18 protein-coding genes and 1 riboswitch are annotated in these 20,192 nt (G+C 62.5%); of the genes, 10 read left to right on the top strand and 8 right to left on the bottom strand.

The window, feature by feature from the left end; translation table 11 throughout:
• Positions 1–53: 53 nt before the first annotated feature.
• Positions 54–947 carry a LysR substrate-binding domain-containing protein gene (locus tag OF385_RS03460; protein ID WP_264276997.1) on the bottom strand — a complete coding sequence of 298 codons (894 nt, stop codon included), beginning with the start codon at positions 945–947 and terminating at the stop codon, positions 54–56.
• Between the two features lie 105 nt (positions 948–1,052).
• Here OF385_RS03460 and OF385_RS03455 point away from each other — a divergent pair, with 105 nt between their 5' ends.
• The 4 genes from OF385_RS03455 to OF385_RS03440 are packed head-to-tail and all read left to right on the top strand — an operon-like array spanning position 1,053 to position 5,321.
• Entirely contained in the window at positions 1,053–2,315 is a 1,263-nt protein-coding gene (locus OF385_RS03455; protein WP_264276996.1) for a cytochrome P450, read from the top strand.
• 30 nt (positions 2,316–2,345) lie between these two features.
• Entirely contained in the window at positions 2,346–2,669 is a 324-nt protein-coding gene (locus OF385_RS03450) for a 2Fe-2S iron-sulfur cluster-binding protein (RefSeq protein ID WP_264276995.1), read from the top strand.
• Between the two features lies 1 nt (position 2,670).
• Positions 2,671–3,888 (top strand): NAD(P)/FAD-dependent oxidoreductase, encoded by a 1,218-nt coding sequence (locus tag OF385_RS03445; RefSeq protein ID WP_264276994.1) that lies wholly within the window; start codon positions 2,671–2,673, stop codon positions 3,886–3,888.
• Positions 3,889–3,932: 44 nt separating this feature from the next.
• On the top strand, positions 3,933–5,321 hold the full coding sequence (locus tag OF385_RS03440; RefSeq protein WP_264276993.1) for an MFS transporter: 1,389 nt from the start codon (positions 3,933–3,935) through the stop codon (positions 5,319–5,321).
• A 179-nt stretch (positions 5,322–5,500) separates the two neighbouring features.
• On the opposite strand, the gene OF385_RS03435 is transcribed toward OF385_RS03440, so the two are convergent.
• Complete coding sequence (locus OF385_RS03435) at positions 5,501–7,144, bottom strand: AAA family ATPase (protein ID WP_264276992.1); 1,644 nt, start codon at positions 7,142–7,144, stop codon at positions 5,501–5,503.
• A gap of 266 nt (positions 7,145–7,410) precedes the next feature.
• On the bottom strand, positions 7,411–8,277 hold the full coding sequence (locus tag OF385_RS03430; RefSeq protein WP_264276991.1) for a bifunctional methylenetetrahydrofolate dehydrogenase/methenyltetrahydrofolate cyclohydrolase: 867 nt from the start codon (positions 8,275–8,277) through the stop codon (positions 7,411–7,413).
• Positions 8,278–8,426: 149 nt separating this feature from the next.
• Here OF385_RS03430 and OF385_RS03425 point away from each other — a divergent pair, with 149 nt between their 5' ends.
• From OF385_RS03425 to OF385_RS03415, 3 genes are read left to right on the top strand one after another with little or no spacing between them, the layout of a single operon-like run.
• A complete protein-coding gene (locus OF385_RS03425; protein WP_264276990.1) occupies positions 8,427–9,482 on the top strand; it encodes an FAD-dependent oxidoreductase in 1,056 nt (351 codons plus the stop codon).
• 47 nt (positions 9,483–9,529) lie between these two features.
• Complete coding sequence (gene purU, locus OF385_RS03420) at positions 9,530–10,372, top strand: formyltetrahydrofolate deformylase (RefSeq protein WP_264276989.1); 843 nt, start codon at positions 9,530–9,532, stop codon at positions 10,370–10,372.
• 37 nt (positions 10,373–10,409) lie between these two features.
• Positions 10,410–10,928, top strand: coding sequence for a gamma carbonic anhydrase family protein (locus OF385_RS03415; protein WP_264276988.1), 519 nt, complete (start codon positions 10,410–10,412; stop codon positions 10,926–10,928).
• Here OF385_RS03415 and OF385_RS03410 read toward each other — a convergent pair.
• The 5 genes from OF385_RS03410 to OF385_RS03390 form a co-directional block, all read right to left on the bottom strand.
• Positions 10,925–12,574: an HNH endonuclease signature motif containing protein gene (locus tag OF385_RS03410; RefSeq protein WP_264276987.1), complete on the bottom strand. Its 1,650-nt coding sequence runs from the start codon at positions 12,572–12,574 to the stop codon at positions 10,925–10,927. The genes OF385_RS03415 and OF385_RS03410 overlap by 4 nt on opposite strands.
• 63 nt (positions 12,575–12,637) lie before the next feature.
• On the bottom strand, positions 12,638–13,507 hold the full coding sequence (locus tag OF385_RS03405) for an AraC family transcriptional regulator (protein WP_264276986.1): 870 nt from the start codon (positions 13,505–13,507) through the stop codon (positions 12,638–12,640).
• 71 nt (positions 13,508–13,578) lie between these two features.
• Positions 13,579–14,802: a cystathionine gamma-synthase gene (locus tag OF385_RS03400; RefSeq protein ID WP_264276985.1), complete on the bottom strand. Its 1,224-nt coding sequence runs from the start codon at positions 14,800–14,802 to the stop codon at positions 13,579–13,581.
• A 1-nt stretch (position 14,803) separates the two neighbouring features.
• Positions 14,804–16,105, bottom strand: a complete 1,302-nt coding sequence (locus OF385_RS03395; RefSeq protein WP_264276984.1) for an O-acetylhomoserine aminocarboxypropyltransferase/cysteine synthase family protein — start codon at positions 16,103–16,105, stop codon at positions 14,804–14,806.
• A gap of 86 nt (positions 16,106–16,191) precedes the next feature.
• Positions 16,192–16,282, bottom strand: a riboswitch (SAM riboswitch).
• Between the two features lie 232 nt (positions 16,283–16,514).
• Positions 16,515–17,456: a LysR family transcriptional regulator gene (locus OF385_RS03390; RefSeq protein WP_264276983.1), complete on the bottom strand. Its 942-nt coding sequence runs from the start codon at positions 17,454–17,456 to the stop codon at positions 16,515–16,517.
• Between the two features lie 122 nt (positions 17,457–17,578).
• Here OF385_RS03390 and OF385_RS03385 point away from each other — a divergent pair, with 122 nt between their 5' ends.
• Genes OF385_RS03385 through OF385_RS03375 form a run of 3 tightly spaced genes read left to right on the top strand, consistent with a single transcriptional unit; the run spans position 17,579 to position 20,165 of the window.
• A complete protein-coding gene (locus tag OF385_RS03385; RefSeq protein WP_264276982.1) occupies positions 17,579–18,571 on the top strand; it encodes a DUF1852 domain-containing protein in 993 nt (330 codons plus the stop codon).
• Positions 18,572–18,589: 18 nt separating this feature from the next.
• Positions 18,590–19,630: a methionine synthase gene (locus OF385_RS03380; protein ID WP_264276981.1), complete on the top strand. Its 1,041-nt coding sequence runs from the start codon at positions 18,590–18,592 to the stop codon at positions 19,628–19,630.
• The gene (locus tag OF385_RS03375; protein WP_264276980.1) at positions 19,617–20,165 is read left to right on the top strand and encodes a flavin reductase family protein; all 549 of its coding nucleotides are present in this window, start codon (positions 19,617–19,619) and stop codon (positions 20,163–20,165) included. Before OF385_RS03380 ends, OF385_RS03375 begins: the two co-directional genes overlap by 14 nt.
• Positions 20,166–20,192 lie beyond the last annotated feature (27 nt).

The raw sequence follows: 20,192 nt of genomic DNA, 5'->3' as shown, positions 1-20,192 counted from the left end.
GGCATCGGCCGGCGGGAGTAGCCGCCTGCTCCCCCGGGAGTATCGCCCGGCGCTTAATGCAGTTCCAGCGCCAGCTCATGCATGGCGGTGGCCGCCTTGGACGGGGCAATTGCGCGCGGGCGGGCCAGCGCGATACGCACGGTGCGGGCCACCGGGTGGATCGGGCGCACCACCAGATCCAGGCCCTCGTAGGAGACGTCAGCCGCCGGGCGCTGGACAAGTACCGCGTAGCCGAGCCCGCGGGCCACCATGGAGCGGGTGACCTCGAAGTCGGCGGTGCGGTAGCGGATCCACGGATCGACCCCGGCGGATTCGAACAGGTTCTGCGTGTGCTCGCGGCTCGGCGGGACATCGAGCAGGATCATCGGCTCGCCGGCCAGCCGCACCAGCGGCACCTTCGGCTCCTCGGCCAGCGGATGGCCCGCGGGCAGCAGCACATAGGGTTCGGTGCGGAACAGTTCGGTGCGCTCGATGCCCTCGGGCAGGCCGAAGTCGTAGACGAAGGCGAGATCCAGTGTCCCGGCGGCCAGCATCTGGAAGATCTCCTGCTGCGTGCCGGCGAAGAAGTCCACCTCCACCTGCGCGTAGCGCTGCCCGTATTCGGCCAGCAGCTCGGGCAGCACCGTGGGCGCCAGCGACGAGTAGCAGCCCACCCGCACCTTCCCGGCCAGCACCTCGCCGGCACCGCTGGCCATCTGCTCCAGGTCCCCGGAGGCCTGCAGGATTCCCTGCGCCTCGTCCAGCACATAGCGCCCGGCCGGGGTCAGGCTCACGCCGTGGGCCTTGCGCCGGATGGTCAGCTGCGTGTTCAGCACGCGTTCAAGCTCATTGAGCCCGCCGGTCACCGCGGAGGCTGACAGATTCAGCGACTGCGCGGCGGCGGTGATGGAGCCCAGCTGGCCCACGGCGGCCAGGCATTCGAGCTGGCGCAGCGTAAATTTCGGCACTATTCCTCGCTTACTCAGTGGATATTCCTCGAATATAACCATTTTACCCGCGGTTATGGCCTGCCTCACACTGGGAAATGAACAAGGAACCACTAAGGAGACAGCATGAGCACCGCCCCAGCGACCTGCCCCTTCACCGGCGCGCAGGCCACCCCCGGCACCGCGCCAGTGCCGCACGCCAGCACCGAGTCCGCAGTCCGCGAGGCCCCGGTCGCCGATTGGGTGAAAATCGAGGACCTGTACCGCGATCCATTCCCGATCTACCAGCGCCTGCGCGCCGAAGCCCCGGTGCACTGGGTCCCGGCAGTGAACCGCTACATGGTGACCTCCTACGCCGCCTGCCATGAGATCGAGCAGGACGAAGCCCGCTTCTCCGCCAACGAGCGCAACTCGCTGATGAAGCGGTCCATGGGCCACTCGATGCTGCGCAAGGACAACCCGGAGCACCAGGTGGACCGCGACTCCTACGGCGCGACCCTGCGCCCGGGCACCATCAAGAAGCATTGGAACGGGATCTTTGCGCAGAACAACGAGAAGTACCTGGGCCAGCTGCTCGCCAAGGGCCCGGGCGCGGACTTCGTCTGGGACTACGCAGCCCCCTACACCGCGGAGAACCTCCGGCTGATTTGCGGCTTCCACAATGCCACCCAGCAGGACATGCAGCGCTGGAGCCAGACCATGATCGACGGCACCGGCAACTATGCCGATGACCCAGAGGTCTGGGCGAAGGCAGAGGCTTCCTCGGCAGAGGTCGACGCCGCCATCGATCAGATGCTCCCGTATCTGGCGAAGAACCCGGACCACTCGCTGCTCTCCAACCTGGCCTCCATGCCGATCCCGCTCGAAGCCATCCGCGCCAACCTGAAGATGACCATCGGCGGCGGGCTGAACGAGCCGCGCGACGTGCTGGCCACCACTGTCTGGGCGCTGCTTCAGAACCCCGGGCAATTGCAGGCGGTACGCCAGGACCCGGCCTTGCTCCCCAAGGCCTTCGAGGAATCGGTGCGCTGGGTCGCCCCGATCGGCATGTACCCGCGGGAAACCACGCAGGAGCTAGTGCTGGAGGGGGTGCGGCTGCCGGCCGGTGCGCGCCTCGGCGTGGTGCTCGGAGCTGCCAACCGCGACCCGTTGGTCTTCGAGGACCCCGAAACGTTCAACATCTTCCGCGAGAAGAAGCCGCACCTGGCCTTCGGCGGCGGCGTGCACTTCTGCGCCGGCACCTGGATCGCCCGGGCCCAGGTGGCCCAGGTCGCCCTGCCGGAGGTCTTCGAGAAGCTGCCCAACCTGCGCCTGGATCCGGCCACCGCCAGCATCGATGCCGGTTGGGTCTTCCGCGGCATGACCAAAATGCCCATCCTCTGGGATTAAGAACCACACGCACTCTCCAAGGAGCCTTCCATGCCTACCATCACCTTTGAACAGCCCAACGGCACCGCCACCGACGTCGAGGTCGCCGAGGGCGGCAACATCATGCGCGCCGCCGTCGCCAATAACATCGCCGGAATCGTCGGCGAATGCGGCGGCCAGGCCATGTGCGCCACCTGCCACGTCTACGTGAACCCCGAGGATGCCGCTGGCCTTCCGGAACCCTCGGAAGACGAGGACGAAATGCTTGACTGCACCACCGCAGAGCGCACCGAGCACAGCCGCCTGGGCTGCCAGGTGTCCCTGGGCGGCGCACTGCAGTCCATCCGCGTGGCCGTGCCTTCCGATCAGGTGTGAGATGAACGAGAGCATCCTGATCATCGGCGCCGGCCACGCCGGCGTGCAGCTGGCCGAATCGCTGCGCGAAAACGGCCATGACGGCACCATCACCCTGATCGACCAGGGCGCGCAGCAGCCCTACCAGCGCCCTCCGCTGTCCAAGGACTTCGTGTCCGCCCAGGAGCCCGAAGCGCTGCCGCTGCGCTCGGAGGACTTCTACACCCAGCAGCGCATCGAACTGCTGACCGGTGCGCGCGCCACCGCGGTTGACCGCGCCGCACGCACCGTGACCCTGTCCGACGGGCAGCAACGCAGCTACGACCGGCTGGTCTTCGCCACCGGCGCACGCAACCGGGTGCTGTCCTGCCCCGGTGCGCAGGACCCACGGGTCATCGGCCTGCGCACGCTGCAGGATGCGGAAAACCTGCGCCGGCAACTGGACGGCGCCCAGCGGGTCGTGGTGGCCGGTGCAGGCTTCATCGGCCTGGAATTCGCGGCCGCCGCCCGGGCCCGCGGCATCGAGGCCACGGTGCTGCACTCCGCTCCCCGGGTGCTGAACCGTTCGGTCTCCCGCCAGCTCTCGGACTGGTTCACCCAGGCGCATCGCGCGGACGGCATTGACCTGCGCCTGGGCGAAGGCGTGCAGTCCATCGACGCGCAGGAAGACTTGCTGGTGCAATCCACCGCCGGGGAAAGCCACCGGGCGGACCTGGTGGTCTACGGCATCGGCGTGCTGCCCAACGTGGAGCTGGCCGAAGCATCCGGACTGGCGTGCGAAAACGGCATCCTGGTGGATGCCGCGCTGCGCACCAGCGATGAGCGCGTCTACGCCGTGGGCGACTGCGCCAATGCCGAGCGCGACGGCACGCGGGTGCGGCTGGAATCGGTGCAGAACGCCGCGGACCAGGCGCGCAGCCTGGCCCGCACGCTGTGCGGAGAACCCACGCTGTACTCGGACGTCCCCTGGTTCTGGAGCATCCAGGGCCGCCACCGGCTGCAGATCGCCGGGCTGGCCCAGCCCACCGACAGCAGCATGCTGCTGGGCGACCCGGGCAGCGGAAAGTTCTCCATCGCCTTGCTGCGCGACGGCCAGCTGGTAGCGGTGGAATCCGTCAACCGGGCAGCCGACCACGCGGCCGCCCGCAAGCTGCTGGCCCGCGGCGAGCGCATCACCGAAGCCATGCTCGCCGGAGCATCCCTGAAGGAACTGGCCAACGCCACCCCGGTCGCGGCCTAGTTTTCCCCGCACTCCTATCACTCCCATCCCAATGAGGTCAGCTCATGAGCACACCCACAGCACGCCCCGGCACCAGCCAGCGGCGCGTCGCCTTCGCCACCGTCATCGGCACCACCATCGAGTGGTACGACTTCTTCATCTACGCCACCGCAGCGGGGCTGATCTTCGCCCAGCTGTTCTTCGAGCCGGCCGGCTCGCAGATCGGCCTGCTGCTTTCCTTCGCCAGCGTCGGCATTTCCTTCCTCTTCCGCCCGCTGGGAGCGTTCCTGGCCGGGCATTACGGGGACAAGATCGGCCGGCGTGCCATGCTGGTGCTGACCCTGGCGCTCATGGGCGCCTCCACCACGCTGATCGGCGTGCTGCCCACCCATGAGACCGCGGGCGTGCTGGCCCCGATCCTGCTGCTGCTCTTGCGCATCATCCAGGGCATCTCCGCCGGCGGCGAATGGGGCGGCGCGGTGCTGATGGCCGTGGAGCACGCCCCGAAGGGCCGCCGGGCGCGGGCCGGCGCCTACCCGCAGCTCGGCGTCCCGCTGGGCATGCTGCTGGCCTCGGGAATGATGGCGCTGATGACCGGCGTGATCTCCCCCGGCGAGCAGTTCGTGGCCTGGGGCTGGCGTGTGCCGTTCCTGCTCAGCTTCGTGCTGATCGTGGTGGGCTACTTCATCCGCCGCTCGGTGGACGAATCCCCGGTCTTCGAGGAGATCGCGCAGAAGAAGGCGCAGACCCGCGTGCCGATCGTGGTGCTGTTCAAGAAGCACTGGCTGCTGGTGCTGATTGCCGCGCTGATCTTCGCCGGCAACAATGCCGCCGGCTACATGACCACCGGTGGTTTCCTGCAGGCATATATGACGGATCCCAATGGGCCAGTGGGCTTCACCCGCACGCAGGTGCTGCTGGCGGTGTCCTTCGGCGCGGTCATGTGGTTCGCCTTCACCCTGCTCTCCGGGGTCGTGGCGGATAGGATCGGGCGCAAGCGCACCTACCAGGTCGGCTTCATCAGCCAGCTGCTGTGCATCTTCCCGCTGTTCTGGCTGGTCAACACCGCCAGCCTGCCGCTGCTCTACGTGGCGTTCGCGCTATTCGCCATCGGCTTGGGCTTCTCCTACGGTCCGCAGGCGGCGCTGTACTCCGAGCTTTTCCCCGCTTCGGTGCGCTTCTCCGGGGTTTCCATCTCCTATGCCTTCGGCGCGATCCTGGGTGGAGCGTTCGCCCCGATGATCGCCACCGCGCTGGTGCAGGCCACCGGCGGGACCACGGGGGTCGGCTGGTACCTGTTCGCGCTCACCGCGGTGTCGCTGGCGGCGGTCAGCCTGGTGCGTGATCGCAGCGGCATCGATTTGGGCATCGGCAACCAGGCCGAGCAGGAAGTTGGCGCGCTGGTCTTCGACAAGCGGGCCGTGACGCAGCCCGTTCCGCAGGACGCGCTATAGGACCTGCAGGGATCAAAAAGCCGGTAGCCCGCTTGGGCTGCCGGTTTTTTCGCGTCTACTTCGCGGCGTTGCGCTCTGCGGATTGAATGGACACCACAATCGGGTATGCGGGTTCTCATCCCACCGCACCGCACCAAGAATTCCTTAGGACCGTACCCCGTTAGAGTTCTCTGTATGGTTTATCCAGAGGGCTCTCGACCTGACTGTTTCTCGATGGGGATATGCAAGTCGATTTGCAGCGGCGGAGAATTACGGATGCGATGAAGGGCCGCAGTTTCATAGTCCTGGATACTCTGAAAACCGAGGTGCCTAGCAATTTCAATTCTCATGCTGGTGTTACGAATCGGTAGCGCTTTGATCAGCTCGTCATACGCACCAGCAGTAAGATGATCCTTCATCTGCCTGAGAATTTGTGGAAATGGCGAGTCAAAGTTGATCTCGATTGCGTTCTCATCAACCACATCTGGCATGTACTCGACTAGTTTCCTCGCGACCACAGATTTCGAAAGGTGTCCGGTCAGTCTTTCTAACGTCTCATTCTTTCCTAGCGCCTTCATGGCCGCACTCTTGGCCTCCTCAACTTTGACCTGAGGATCGTCGCCAAACGTCGAAGCTTGTTGCTCTGCTACTGCCTGTAGCACTTCCGAAGTGTAGTAGAGGTTCTCAATTTCGCTCACTGGCAGAACATGAATACCAAGACTAAATAAGGATTCAATTTCCTGCTCAGACCGCCAGTCCCCATCAACCAAACCGCGTGCTCTGACCCAATGGAAACTCTCACTATTCCGCAGGCCAGACACTGACCGGATGAGCGTATCGCATCCTCCGCTAGGCACCAGTAGCCAATCTGGGAAGAGCACCTTGTAAAGGCTCAGATCATGGCTCGTCGTTTCTCCTTCAATGAAGAGAATCTCCTTCCGCCCACCAAGAATTGCCTGTCGGGCGATTTCAGGCAAGGAGTCGTCCTGTGCAATCTCATGCAGATCCCACTGCATGGCTTGCTCCCCTTCCCACCGCACACCAAACACGGTTAGCACCTTCCCTCTTTGTTCAGAAAGGCTCGCGGCGAGGTCCAGGTCATGAGTGAACACGACAAAAGCACAATCATTACGTGTAGCAATAATGGTCTTGATGAGTTCATCGGAAATTGCTCGATGTAGATGTCTCTCCGGCTCATCGATAATAAACGTCACCCCGGACGGGGCAGTAATAATTTCAGCGGCGAGCAATAGCGCGCTCTTCTCACCATCGGACATCAAATGAATCGGATATGTCACGTCAGAATTGAGATGCTTCGCAAAAAAATTCTCCGTAGAATCCACGCCTATTTCAATTTCAAGGCCCGAAGTTTGAAGCACTGTATTGAACGTGTCGAGAACGCGTGGACCCATCCTCCGGGTAACATCTTCAGTGCTCGACCCCGCCTCATACAGATCTACGCGTTCCCTGTTCTCCTGATTGATCTTGGCTAGCATATCGAACAAGGCAATCCCCGAACGCTGTGAATCACTATGGTCAAGATAGCGCGAACTAAATTCCTGATCCCAATGCGTGATTTGGGCAAATCGCGTTTGCCGGTCTGCCGGAGTAATGGAGGGTCCCGACTGAGTAAACCACAGTTTTCGTTGCGCTAACACTCTCCGGATAGCCGTTGCCTGCGAATTTCTCGGCATCCACGAAGCCAGAGCCGATTTACCCGACCCATTCGCCCCGAGGATCGTCAACACCTCTCCCGCACTCACCTGCACGCTGCAGAAACCACCCGTAAACACTGGAATATTCCACTGAGCAAGAGGTGTGGGCACCTCGCCAATTTGAGTCATGAGACCGATATTACGATACCCAACCATCATTCGTTTATTAGCCAAGCGAAAAGCCAACGACACACTTACAGTAAAGGACGTCACCTATTAAACCTGACAAACCACTAACACTGATTAGGGAAACGCAAATCTAAATGCTTTCGGAACGGCCTTAAAACCAATTCGCGTCCAGAGGAATCATGTCTCCTAGTAAATGCCGCTGCTGGGCGTATAAGAACAACGGCCTGCCATCATGGCAGGCCGTGGGTGTTTGAGCTCAATCGCGTCTACTTCGCGGCGTTGCGCTCCGCGGCTTCGACCACGTTGTTCAGCAGCATGGCGCGGGTCATCGGGCCCACGCCGCCCGGGTTCGGGCTGATCCAGCTAGCGACCTCGGCCACGGCCGGGTCAACATCGCCGGTGACCTTGCCATCCACGCGGGAAACTCCCACGTCGAGCACGATCGCGCCGGGCTTGATCGCATCGGCCTTCACAATGTGCGGCACGCCGGCGGCGGCGATGATGACATCGGCCTGGGCGAGCAGTTCTGGAAGATTGGTGGTGCCGGTGTGCGCCAGGGTGACCGTGGCGTTCACGCTGCGGCGGGTGAGCAGCAGGCCGACCGGGCGGCCGATGGTCACGCCGCGGCCGAGCACCAGCACGTGCTTGCCATTCAGGTCGATATCGTGGCGGGCCAGCAGGTCCACGCAACCCAGCGGGGTGCATGGCAGCGGGGAAGCCATCGGGCGGTTCACGTTGGCCACTAGGCGGCCAAGGTTCATCGGGTGCAGGCCGTCGGCGTCCTTGGCAGGATCCATCGCCTCCAGGATGACGTCCTGATCGATGTGCTTAGGCAGGGGCAGCTGCACGATGTAGCCGGTGCAGGCCGGGTTTTCGTTGAGCTCGCGGACCTTGGCGAGCAGCTCGTCCTGGGTGGTTTCCTCGGGCAGGTCCACGCGGATGGATTCGATGCCCACCTCGGCGCAGTCCTTGTGCTTGCCGCCGACGTACCATGCGGAGCCTGGATCGGTGCCGACCAGAATGGTGCCCAACCCGGTGCTGTGACCTTCAGCCTTCAGCTTGGCCACGCGTTCAGCAAGTTCCTGCTTGATGGTGGCCGCGGTGGCCTTTCCGTCGAGAATGCGTGCGCTCACGCGTATCCTTCCGTTGGCGCCTCGTTGCCAAGGCGGGTGGTGTGCAAACCCAGGCGCGCGGCTCGCACGATTAGCTCCCCGGTGGTTACCCACCTAACGCCAGTCACGCGTTCCAGTGTAGCGAAAATCGTTGCGGGAATGAGAGCGCAGTGCGCTCGGTTACCTTGTATGTGTACTCGACAATTGTGATCGGCGCCGGGCAGGCTGGCCTCTCCGCGGCCTACCATCTGGCCAGGCGCGGCGTGGACTTCCTGGTGCTCGATGCGAATCCCGGACCCGGTGGCGCGTGGCAGAACCGCTGGGACTCCCTGACCCTGGGCGCCACCCACCATATCCACCCGTTGCCGGATTTTCCGTTGGAAGTGCAGGACTCTTCTCGGCCTGCCTCGCAGGTAGTTAAGGAGTACTACGGCGAGTATGAGCGAAAGTTCGCACTGCCCGTACGGCATTCGGTCACGGTCACCTCGGTGCGGCGGGTGGATGAGCACTTCGAAGTGCACGCCGATCAGATCTACACCGCGCGCAGTATTATCAACGCTACCGGGACCTGGACCAATCCGTTCTGGCCGGTCTACCCCGGGCACTTTGACGGACTGCAGGTGCATACCAACGGGTTCATTTCCCCCGCACAGTTTGAAGGGAAGCGAGTGCTGGTGGTCGGGGCCGGGGCCAGCGCCACGCAATTCATCGTGCAATTGCGCGAGGCCGGGATCGACACCCTCTGGTCCACCCGGCGAGCGCCCGATTGGCGGGAGTTCACCGGGGCCGAATGGGGCCTGGATGTGGAGCGCCAAGTCAACGAGCGAACCCGCGCCGGGTTGCCTCCCAAGTCGGTAGTGGGCACCACCGGCTTGCTGTTGAATGACAAGATGCGCGCAGGCATCGCTTCCGGCGCACTGATCTCGCGCGGGAAGATTGCGCATTTGGAATCCGACGCGGTGGTTTTCACCGATGGTTCGCGGGAAAATATCGACGCGATTCTCTGGGCGACTGGTTTCCGCCATGCCCACCGCCACCTGCGCGAGCTCAAGCTGCACACCGAGTCCGGCGGCATCCTCATGGACGAGGACGGGGTGAGCACCACGATGCCCGGGATCTTTTTTGTCGGCTACGGGGCGTCGGCCTCCACGCTCGGGGCTACGCGGGCGGGCCGAAAGGCCGCGCTGACAGCGGCGAAGTACCTCTCGCTCGTTAACGCAACGTAGCTCACTGAATTGGTGGAAAATTGCTGGCGGGCGCTAACTTAGAATCCATGAACCAGTACATCGTCACCCTGTCTTGCATCGACCGCCCCGGCATTGTCCACGCCATTTCGGGAGGTCTTTTGGGTGCCGGTTGCAATATCACCGAGTCCCAGCAGTTCCTCTCCCCTGAGACTGGCACGTTCTTCATGCGCATCGAGGTTGAGACCGAGCAGTCGCTGGAGCAGGCCCGCGCGTCGCTGGCCCCGATCCGCGACCAGTTCGCGATGTCGCTGAAAGTAGCCGACGCGGGCGATCGCGTGCGCACCATGATCATGTGTTCCAAGGCCGGGCATGCGCTCAACGACCTGCTCTTCGCCCAGCGAGCCGGGACCCTAGCCATCGAGGTGCCGGTGATCGTCTCCAACCACCTGGACCTGAAGCCGATGGCAGAGTTCTACGGGGTCGACTTCGTGCACCTGCCGGTGACCAAAGAGAACAAGCCGCAGGCCGAGGCGGAGCTGCTCAAGCTCGCCGAAGACTACGACATCGAACTGGTGGTGCTCGCCCGCTACATGCAGATCCTCTCCGACTCGCTGTGCGAGCGGATGGAAGGCCGCGTCATCAACATCCACCACTCCTTCTTGCCGTCGTTCAAGGGTGCCAAGCCTTATCACCAGGCCTATGCGCGTGGCGTGAAGCTGATCGGCGCCACCGCGCACTATGTGACCGCGGATCTGGATGAGGGCCCGATCATCGACCAGGAAGTCACCCATGTTTCGCACACCCGCACCGCCGAGCAGCTGGTGGAGCTGGGACGCAGCGTGGAGGGTCGCACGCTGACCCGTGCCGTGCAGTGGCATGCCGAGCATCGCGTGATGCTCGACGGCCAGCGGACCATCGTCTTCTCGTAACTCGCACCGCGCCCCCGCGGCAATTAGAGTGGGTGGCATGAGCCACATTATTACCATTGACGGGTCGACCCCGCAGGTCGCCGAGAACGTTTTTGTCGCCCCCACCGCCGTGCTGAGCGGGGACGTGGTGCTGGAGACGCGGGCCAGCGCCTTCTACGGGGTCTCGGTGCGCGGGGATTCCGCACCGATTCGCGTGGGCGAAGGCACCAACTTGCAGGACAACGTGGTGCTCCACGCGGATGCCGGTTACCCCTGCACGCTGGGCGCGGGCGTATCCGTCGGACACTCGGCGGTGGTGCACGGCGCCACCGTGGGCGATGGCTGCCTGGTGGGGATGAGCGCGACCATCATGAATGGCGCGGTGATTGGCGAGCAGTCGCTCGTGGCTGCCGGCGCACTGGTCCTGGAAGGCACGCAGGTCCCGCCGCGCTCGCTGGTGGCCGGCGTTCCGGCCAAGGTGCGCCGTGAACTCAGCGATGAAGAGGTTGCAGGGTTGAACGTCAACGCCGAGCATTACCTGGAGCTGTCCGCCAAGCACCTTGCGGCCAACTCCTAAGCCGCGGCGAATTCCAATTCCAGCTGACCTGCCCGCCACCGCGCGGTCATCTGTTCGGCCAAGGTTTCGGCGGCCAGCGCCTCGTTCGGCGTCATGAAATAGGTATTAGCGCGTAGCTTCTGTTCCGGGTCGAGTTCCGGGGACAGCAGCACCAGCGGCCGGCTGCCAGGGATCTTGACCGTCCGGAACAGCGAGCAGTGCCGGGCGATGTGGTGGATCGGGCAGTTCAGGTCCGCCGAGGCGATATCGGTGCGACCGCCTTTCTCCCACGGGTCCAGATGGTCGAGTTCGCACCGCTGCGCAGGCATGCTGCAGCCCGGGTAGGAGCAGCCCCGATAGGCGGCGCGGATCGCCCGGCCCTGCGCCTTGGAGAAGAGCCGTTGGGTTCGGCCAAGGTCCAGGGGCAGAGAAGTGCCATTGAGTACCAGCGGGTAAACGCCGGCGGTACAGAGTGCGGCTCGTGCTTCACCGGGGGTGAGGGGCAATCCGCTGGAAGTGACAGCAAAGTCCTTGAACTGCTGTTGCATCTTTTCCCAGTTCAACACGATGCTGACCTGCGCTGCGGGCGGTGATGATATACCGGAACCTGTGGGTGAACTTCCCATCAACAGAGTTAGCAGTCCCAGTAGCCGGCGGCGTTCGGGCTTTATGTCTTCCCACGGTTTGTGTTCATCCGGTTTCGGCGAACTTGGCGATGTTTCCGGTGGTGCTGATTGCTCCGGCTCGGCGGGTCCAGAACGGTTCCCGCCCTTGGCCCAGTCGGGCATCGACTCCTCATCGTCCCAGTCGCTCCCCGGTTCCCCGGTGAAATGAGCTTCGGCGTCCTTCAAGTGCTCGCGGTTACCGGCCACGGTAGCCGGATTGTCCATCTTGGCGAGGTAGGCCTCGATAAAAGCCGCCTGAGAAGGAAGTAAGCGCAGCACATATTCGACCAGGCCTTGGCGCAGGCCGCGTCTAAAAATTCCGATGCACTCAAGCAGGGCCTTGATCGGGCGTTCGCCGGATTTCACCTCGGCTATGAGCGCGTTAATGTGTTTGCGTGCGGACTTCGGGTCGGTGCGCAGGAAAGCCAGTGCGTCGGCTTGGAGTTGTTCTTTCTTTTTACGCCCGGCTTTGCCCTCGCCCAGATCTTTGCGGGCGGAATGCAGTTTCGTGGCCGTAGCAGCGACCGGGCGTGGGTCGACGTCAGGATCCATGAATTGTTCGGCGAGCTGAGGCAACCACGGGGCGATGGGCTGGCCTGCCTCATTCACCCCGCCAATCAAGCAGTCGGCTTGGATCAGTCGGGATGAAGCGGTGACCCGTGGAATATCTAACCAGTCCTGCAGCAACCCGGAGGCACTACTAAAGTGGGTGCGTCCGGCGGTGGTGTGACCGGCTGCGGCCTCGATCTGCTCGAGCGTGGGGTTGGTGCCGGCATCGGCGATGGCTTGGAAGGATTGTTGGTCGAGTTTGTGGGCGCCGGTGCAGCGGACCGCGTGGGCTGCCTCAATTTGTGCGCGGGTGAGCTGTTGGCCTAGTTCTTCGGTGAGCAGCGCGAAGTAGGCGGCGTGGCCGGCGGGAAGATCGCCGGAGAACACGGCAGTGGCGGAGGCGATCAGTGTGTTCGCCTCAGCCAGATTCTTCAGTGCCTGCGCTGTGTCCATGGAAACGAGCATGCCCCACGCAAAATACTACGCAGGGCAAGCAATTACGAGGTGTGGATAAGGCTAGCGGTCGGCTTCCACCGGCAGCCAGAGCTCGCAGGTCGCGGTGCTGAAATCAGCGGCCCGATCGAGCACGGCGGCAATGGACGGGCCGGGACGCAAACGCCACGGATTGGACGGGAACCACGCGGTGGCCGTGGAGGCCCAGAGCTCCTGCAGCGCCGCCGGGTAGGGGCCCGACACGCTGAATACCGCCCAGGCCCCGGCGGGAACCTGGATGGAATCCAGGTCCTCGGGCACCGGGGCGTCGGCTGGCACCGCGACCGCGTGCAGGTAGGTCAGCTCGCTGCCTTCGCGGTAGTCCGCATCGACCTGGTCGCTGACCTGCAGCAGCCCGGCCGGTTCGGCGGCCGACAGAGCCTTGAGCCGGGCATGTTCGGCCACCGGGATGGAGGCTATGTGGGCTTGGATGTGCGGGTTGGCCCCCTGATGAATCAGCGGGACGCGTGCGGCGTATCCGATGAGCTGGAAATTTTCTCGTTGCGTTATTCGTGCATCCATGGGGCGTTTCCCTTCGACGTTCAGGCTGAACCTGATGATTGGCTGGCTTCGAAGGGGGCCGCCATTCTCGCGGATTTCGGCCACGGACGCGCCATGGACCTGCCGGAACGCCCGGCCGAAGGCCTCGGCCGAACCGTACCCGTAGCGGACCGCAATGCTCAGCAGGTCCTCGCCTGTGAGCAGGTCCGCGGCGGCCTGGGTCATGCGGCGCCGGCGAATGTACTCGGAGACCGGCATGCCGGCCAGCGAGGAAAACATCCGTCGCACGTGGTATTCGGTGGTGCCTTCGGCGCGCACCAGCTCAGCGAGGTTGATCTGCTCGCGCAGATTCGCCTCGATTTGCTCGATGAGCCGATTGAGAATTCCGATCATGTACCCACCCTTCCCCAACTACTATCCTTTGGGGAAGGGGCACGCCGCCCGATAATCGCGGTTCGAAACGATCAGGCGTTTTCCAGGGCCTTTTCACGCACGGTAGAGGTGGCCGGTTGAACGGACGGTGCCGAAGCAGCACGCGCCGCGGCCAGCCCGCGCTGAAGATCGGCGATCAGATCTTCGACCTCTTCGATGCCCACCGAGAGGCGGACCAGATTGGCCGGGATTTCCAGCTCGGTGCCGATCAGCGAGGCGTGGGTCATTTCGCGCGGGTAGCAGACCAGGGATTCCACCCCGCCCAGTGAGACCGAGAGCTGGAAGTACTCCATGGATTGGGCGAAGGCGCGGGCGGCGGCCTCGTCTTCCAGGGCCAGCGAGACGATCCCGCCAAAACCGCGCTGCTGTCGGGCTGCCAGCTCGTGGCCCGGGTGGGATTCCAGGCCCGGGTAGTAGACCCGGGTGACCTCGGGCTGAGCGTCAAGCCAGCGGGCCAGTTTATCCGCGGAAGCACAGTGGCGTTCCATGCGCAGGCCCAGGGTCTTCAGCCCGCGGGCAGCCAGGTAGGAATCCTGCGGTCCGGCCACCGCTCCCCCGGCGAACTGCTGGTAGCCCACCGCTTCGGTCAGGGTTTGGCCGCGGAAGTGATGGTCGGCCACGATCACCGCGCCGCCGAGCACATCGGAGTGCCCGCCGATGTACTTGGTGGTGGAGTGGACCACCGCATGGGCGCCAAAATCCAGCGGGCGCTGCAGGTAAGGAGTGGCGAAGGTATTATCCACGACCAGCAGGGCGCCGTGTTCGCGGGCGATGGCAGCCCATCCGGCCAGATCTGCGATGCCCAGCAGCGGATTGGAGGGGGTCTCCACCCAGAGCAGCGCGGTGTTCGGGCGCACCGCGGCACGCACCGAATCCAGGCTGGTGATGTCCACCGCCGAGGAGGTGATGCCCCATTTGCTGTGCAGCTTGGAGATCAACCGGTTGGTGCCGCCGTAGCCGTCGGCCCCGAGGATGATGTGGTCGCCCGGTTCGAGCACCGCACGCAGCAGTGCGTCTTCGGCGGCGATGCCGGAGGCGAAGGCGAAGCCAGCTGCACCGTGTTCCAGCGCGGTGAGCTGGTCCTGGAACCCGTCGCGGGTGGGATTCGAGCCGCGGGAGTATTCATGCCCGGAGCGCAGCACGTTGATGCCGTCCTGGATGAAGGTGCTGGTCTGGTAGATTGGCGGGACCACGGCGCCGGTGTGCGGGTCCTTGTGCTGGCCGGCGTGCACGGCCTGGGTGTTGAAGCCAGTCATCTCATGCTCCTTGGGTTTGCGGGGCCAGGGCCTGGTCCAATGCCAGATCCAGGGCCTGGGTGAGATCTGCGAGCAGGTCGGCCGGGTCTTCCAGGCCAACCGAGAGGCGCAGGGTTGAAGTGTTCAGGCCGGCGTCGGCCAGCTGGGAAGCCGAGAGTCGGCAGTGCGTCATGGTCGCCGGGTGCGAAATCATGGTGCGGGTATCCCCCACATTGGCGGCCAGCGAGATCAGCTTGAGCCCATCGATCACCGGGGAAACCAACGTAGGGTGCGCCAGTTCGATGGCCACCACGCAGCCGGTGCCCTTGGGTGTGATCTTGGCGGCCAGCTCGTGGCTCGGGTGGGTGGGCAGCGACGGGTGGTGGATGGCCGCGATGCCCGGGTGAGCAGAGAGCTTCTCGATCAGGGTGGTGACGCTGCGCTGCACGTGGGCGGCGCGTACCGGCAGGGTTTCGATGCCGGCCAGGATGCCCTGGGCGCTGGCCGGGGCCAGGGTTGGACCCAGATCGTGCAGGAATTTGGAGCGGACCAGCATCGCGTAGGCAGCCGACCCGTGGCGTTCAAACAGCGAAGTATTGTTCAGTCGCACTCGTGGGGCTGCGATTTGCGGCCAGCGCGCGGTGTCGGAGAAGTCGAACTTCCCCGAATCCACAACGATCCCGCCCAAAACCGAGCCGTGTCCGGCCAGGCCCTTGGTGGCCGAGTGGACCACGATGTCGGCTCCGAAGTCCAGCGGGCGTACGTTCAGCGGGGTGGCCAGGGTGTTATCCACGACCACCGGGATGTTGTGTTCGTGGGCGATGGCCGAGATGGCGGGAAGATCGGCCACTGTGCACAGCGGGTTGGAGACCGATTCCAAGAAAAATGCGCGGGTGTCTTCCTCGATGGCCTGTGCCCAAGCCAAAGGATCGGCCTGATCCACAAAGCTGATGCGGATGCCAAAGTCGGCGAAGGTGTCGGTGAACAGATCCACGGTGCCGCCGTAGAGCGAGGAGGAAGCCACGATGTGCTTAGGTCCCTGGGTCAGCGCCAGCAAAGACAACGCAACCGCGGACTGGCCGGTGGCGGTGGCTACCGCGTGGGCTCCACCTTCCAGTGCTGCCACGCGCTGTTCGAGGATCGAGACGGTGGGGTTGCCGGTGCGTGAGTAGGTAAAGCCGGCCTGGCGCAGCGCGAACTTTTCGATCGCTTCGGCGTGCGACTGGAATTGGTAGGCTGCGGAATTGTGCAGTGGCGGCAGCATTGGGCGGAAGTCTCCGCTGGGGCGGTATCCTGCGTGGACCGCATCGGTTCCTTGGCTCATGGCTCCTCCTCGATTCTCTGCGAGGGAGTGCACCGATTGGCGTCGTGTGGCAACACGAAGCACAGCGCGAAAGCGCGTTCGGAACTGCTCCATCGTTCCTGGCATTAGCACCTTTCGGTTTCCCGATGGTTGCTGCGACGTCAACGAGCCAGATCTCTTAGTCGCTCTTGATGGTTTGTTGTTCTTCCATGGTTGGGCATGGCTCCCAAAGCGTGCAAGCGCTATCGGGCGGTTGGCTTCATACAAGGCCACCACGCTTCATATGTCGCCAAGTTGTCATGATGACGCGGTGGCTGGCGCCACTTTATGACGCGGTGAATTGAACAGGACCTGCGTGATTTCAAGGTTTTTGCCGAAGTTTATGACGATGGAGAGGTGCTCGATGACCGGGAGTTACGCCGTGGGCGGCTCAGCCGAGCACTTCCACCCCGAAGCTGGCCACCACGGCGCGGACTTCTTGCAGGTAGCGCTGGGCCTGGTCGGTGAGCGGGATCGCGGCGTGGTCGATCCAGCCGATCTCGATGCTCTCTTCGATCGCCAGCGGGATGGCAACGATGGAGGGATCAAGCTCGTCGCTGATGATGCCGGTGGAAATCGTGTACCCGCCCAGGCCGATCATGAGGTTGAAGATGGTGGCGCGGTCCGAAACCTGGATTTCGCGTTGGCTGGAGCGCGTGGAGAGCACTTCCTCGGCGAAGTAGAAGGAATTGTTCGCGCCCTGGTCGAAGGTCAGCCGCGGCAGGTCTTCGAGGTCTTCGAGTGTGACCTGGTCCCGGGTAGCCAGCGGGTTGCTGCGCGAGATGAAGATGTGCGGATCAGCCAGGAACAGCGGGTGGAAGACCAGCCGGGATTCGCGCAGCAGCTTGTCGATGACCTTCCGGTTGAAGTCGTTGCGGTACAGGATCCCGATGTCGCTGCGCAGGGTGCGCACGTCCTCGATGATTTCCTCGGTGCGCGTCTCGCGGAGCGAAAACTGGTACTCCTCGGCCCCGCTGGCCTGGACCATCCGGACAAAGGCATCCACGGAAAATGAGTAGTGCTGGGTGGAGACGCCCAGCAGCCGCCTGGCGGAGGGCCGGCCTAGGTAGCGGTGCTCCAGCAGCTCCACCTGCTCCAGGACCTGGCGGGCATAGCCAAGGAATTCTGCGCCTTCGGCGGTGAGCGTCACTCCCCTGGCCGAGCGCACCAGCAAGGTGCGCCCCACCCGTGATTCGAGCTCCTTCATCGCCGCCGACATGCTGGGTTGCGCGACGTAAATCAAGTCGGCGGCAGCCGAGATGGAGCCCTCGGAGGCTACCGCCACGAAATAGCGCAGCTGCTGCAGTGTCAAGCCATTTGTTCCCTGCACCATAGCCAGAGTCTATATGAATCCATAGTTATATCGAGTTACCTGATATCAAGAATCACCCTGCATGATTGACGCAACGACATCCCCTCGGCCTGCCCAGGCCTCCCAAATACAGATTGGCCATCATGGCAGACGCATTAAATTTCAGTATTAGCACCACAAGATTCGACGAGAATTACTCTCCTTCGGCGAATTCTCGCACCACGACAAACTTCGCCAATTTGGCACGCGGTGAGCGCCGCGAAGAGAACCTTCGCAATGCCCTGACGATGATCAACCGTCGTTTCAATTCCTTGGCTCACTGGGACAATCCTCAGGGCAACCGTTATGAGCTGGAATTGGAAATCATTTCAGCAAATGTGCATTTTTCCGCCGATAATACCGGTCAGCAATTTCCACTTTTAGAAGTGCTTGAAACCACGATCGTGGATAAACTCACCGGCACTCGCTCCCAAGGTATGGTCGGCAATAATTTCTCTTCTTATGTCCGCGATTACGACTTCAGCGTGGTGCTCCCAGCATCTTGTAATGACAGTGGAGCTCCGGTGCTCCCAGAAGATTTTGGCGATCTCCACGGACAGCTCTTCCAACATTTCTTGAACTCACAGGCATACCGTGAACGTTTTGCCCAGCTGCCGGTGGTCTGCATCAGCGTCTCGACTTCCAAGACCTATTTCCGCACCGGTAACAGCCATCCGGTGCTCGGTTTGGAATACCAGCAAGATGAAAATTCATTGACCGACGCGTACTTCGGAAAAATGGGCTTGAGCGTGCGCTACTTCATGCCGCCGGGCGCCGTTGCGCCATTGGCTTTCTACTTCCGCGGCGACCTGCTCAACGATTACACGAACCTTCAGCTGATCAGCCTTATCAGCACCATGGAGACATTCCAGAAGATCTACCGCCCGGAAATCTACAACGCCAATTCGGCGGCTCCCGCGGTGTACCACCCGAGCTTGGGTGCCAAGGACTTCTCCCCCACCCGCGTCTTCTATGACCGCGAAGAACGAACTCAGTTGGGCAAGATCCAAGGCAAGTTCACCGAAGAGCATTTCATCATCCCGAATCGCCAACTGCTCGATCAGTGGTCTTCTTCCTACCCGACTCCTGTCGCCTAAGAATCCGAAAGATAACTTATGACTTCCCCGCTTATCCCCACGTCAATTGTCGGCAGCCTGCCCAAGCCTTCATGGCTGGCCCAGCCCGAGGTCCTCTGGTCCGATTGGAAACTCTCGGGCTCCGAACTGGCTGAAGGAAAACACGACGCGATGCGTGCGGCGGTACTGGAACAGACCCAGCGTGGCATTGACATCATCAGCGACGGTGAACAGACTCGTCAGCACTTCGTCACCACGTTCATTGAGCACCTGAGCGGTGTTGATTTCGAAAAGCGTGAAACCATACGCATTCGAAATCGCTACGATGCCAGCGTGCCAACAGTGGTGGGTGCTGTAGAGCGCCAAAAACCAGTATTTGTTGAGGATGCCAAGGCCCTTCGCACATTTACCGACAAGCCCATCAAGTGGACTCTGCCTGGCCCGATGACCATGGTTGATACTTTGTATGATGCTCACTACCAGAGTCGCGAAAAGCTCGCATGGGAGTTTGCCACCATCCTGAACCAGGAAGCCAGGGAACTCGAAGCAGCCGGCGTGGATGTCATCCAGTTTGATGAGCCAGCCTTCAACGTCTTCTTTGACGAGGTTGCCGATTGGGGCATCGCTGCTCTGGAGCGTGCGTGCGAAGGACTCAAGGCAGAAACTGTTGCCCACATTTGCTTCGGTTACGGCATCAAGGCCAACAATGATTGGAAGGCTACCTTGGGTGCGCAGTGGCGTCACTATGAGAAGTCCTTCCCACTGTTGCAGGCGTCCACCATCGACACCGTCTCGTTAGAATCCCACCACTCGAACGTGCCCATCGAAGTTGTTGAGATGGTCCGCGGCAAGAAGGTCATGCTCGGTGCTATCGACGTGGCCAGCGAAACCGTGGAGACCCCAGAAGAGGTCGCATCAACCCTGCGTAAGGCGCTGGAATTTGTGGATGCAGACAAGCTGATTGCCAGCACCAACTGTGGCATGGCACCATTCCCACGCAAGGTAGCACTGGCCAAACTCAGCGCACTGAGCGCCGGAGCGTCCATACTGCGCGAGGAGCTTGTTGGTGCCAGCGTCTAAAGTCACGATTGAAGCCACCGATTCCCTGCCCGCAGAAGACTTCAAAGCAGTCTTTCGTGGGCACCCCGGTGGAGTTAGCGTCATTACTGCTGATGCAGGCGACGGGCCGGTAGTCCTGACTGCAACATCGGTGGCTTCGATCAGCGTTGATCCACCGTTGCTGGTTTTCTCGATTTCGGCACTCTCTTCAGCCTCTGACGTACTCTCTCGCGCCGAAACTGTAGTCGTTCATTCCTTGGATGTGCATGACATTGAGCTGGCTAAGTTGGGCGCTACCAGCGGTGTGGATCGATTTGCTCAGGACCAGACGTGGACTCATTTGAGCACCGGTGAAACGGTCTTTGATGACGTCCGTGCTTGGGTACGGTGTGAGGTTGTAGAGCGCATCCAGGCAGGGACTTCAACGGTCATTGTGGCCCGCGGTCTGCAGTCACACATTGCACGAGACGCCCAACCAGGCGAGCTTGGTGACGCGTTGGTTTACCATAACCGTTCGTGGCATCACCTGAATGCTGGCTCGCATTTGGGACACTAATACACCAATAGCTGACGCTGGGAACCA

Origin of the sequence: Glutamicibacter sp. JL.03c, assembly GCF_025854375.1 — a bacterium.
Taxonomy (GTDB): domain Bacteria; phylum Actinomycetota; class Actinomycetes; order Actinomycetales; family Micrococcaceae; genus Glutamicibacter.
This window is presented reverse-complemented; position numbering and strand designations above follow the sequence as displayed.

What these genes read in the sequence shown, in the direction of transcription:
- OF385_RS03455 (WP_264276996.1), top strand. Translation starts at nt 1,053, where the DNA reads ATGAGCACCGCCCCAGCGACCTGCCCCTTCACCGGCGCGCAGGCCACC.
- OF385_RS03435 (WP_264276992.1), bottom strand. Translation starts at nt 7,144, where the DNA reads ATGACTCAAATTGGCGAGGTGCCCACACCTCTTGCTCAGTGGAATATT.
- OF385_RS03450 (WP_264276995.1), top strand. Translation starts at nt 2,346, where the DNA reads ATGCCTACCATCACCTTTGAACAGCCCAACGGCACCGCCACCGACGTC.
- OF385_RS03385 (WP_264276982.1), top strand. Translation starts at nt 17,579, where the DNA reads ATGGCAGACGCATTAAATTTCAGTATTAGCACCACAAGATTCGACGAG.
- purU (WP_264276989.1), top strand. Translation starts at nt 9,530, where the DNA reads ATGAACCAGTACATCGTCACCCTGTCTTGCATCGACCGCCCCGGCATT.
- OF385_RS03390 (WP_264276983.1), bottom strand. Translation starts at nt 17,456, where the DNA reads ATGGTGCAGGGAACAAATGGCTTGACACTGCAGCAGCTGCGCTATTTC.
- OF385_RS03440 (WP_264276993.1), top strand. Translation starts at nt 3,933, where the DNA reads ATGAGCACACCCACAGCACGCCCCGGCACCAGCCAGCGGCGCGTCGCC.
- OF385_RS03405 (WP_264276986.1), bottom strand. Translation starts at nt 13,507, where the DNA reads ATGATCGGAATTCTCAATCGGCTCATCGAGCAAATCGAGGCGAATCTG.
- OF385_RS03410 (WP_264276987.1), bottom strand. Translation starts at nt 12,574, where the DNA reads ATGGACACAGCGCAGGCACTGAAGAATCTGGCTGAGGCGAACACACTG.
- OF385_RS03415 (WP_264276988.1), top strand. Translation starts at nt 10,410, where the DNA reads ATGAGCCACATTATTACCATTGACGGGTCGACCCCGCAGGTCGCCGAG.
- OF385_RS03395 (WP_264276984.1), bottom strand. Translation starts at nt 16,105, where the DNA reads ATGAGCCAAGGAACCGATGCGGTCCACGCAGGATACCGCCCCAGCGGA.
- OF385_RS03445 (WP_264276994.1), top strand. Translation starts at nt 2,671, where the DNA reads ATGAACGAGAGCATCCTGATCATCGGCGCCGGCCACGCCGGCGTGCAG.
- OF385_RS03400 (WP_264276985.1), bottom strand. Translation starts at nt 14,802, where the DNA reads ATGACTGGCTTCAACACCCAGGCCGTGCACGCCGGCCAGCACAAGGAC.
- OF385_RS03380 (WP_264276981.1), top strand. Translation starts at nt 18,590, where the DNA reads ATGACTTCCCCGCTTATCCCCACGTCAATTGTCGGCAGCCTGCCCAAG.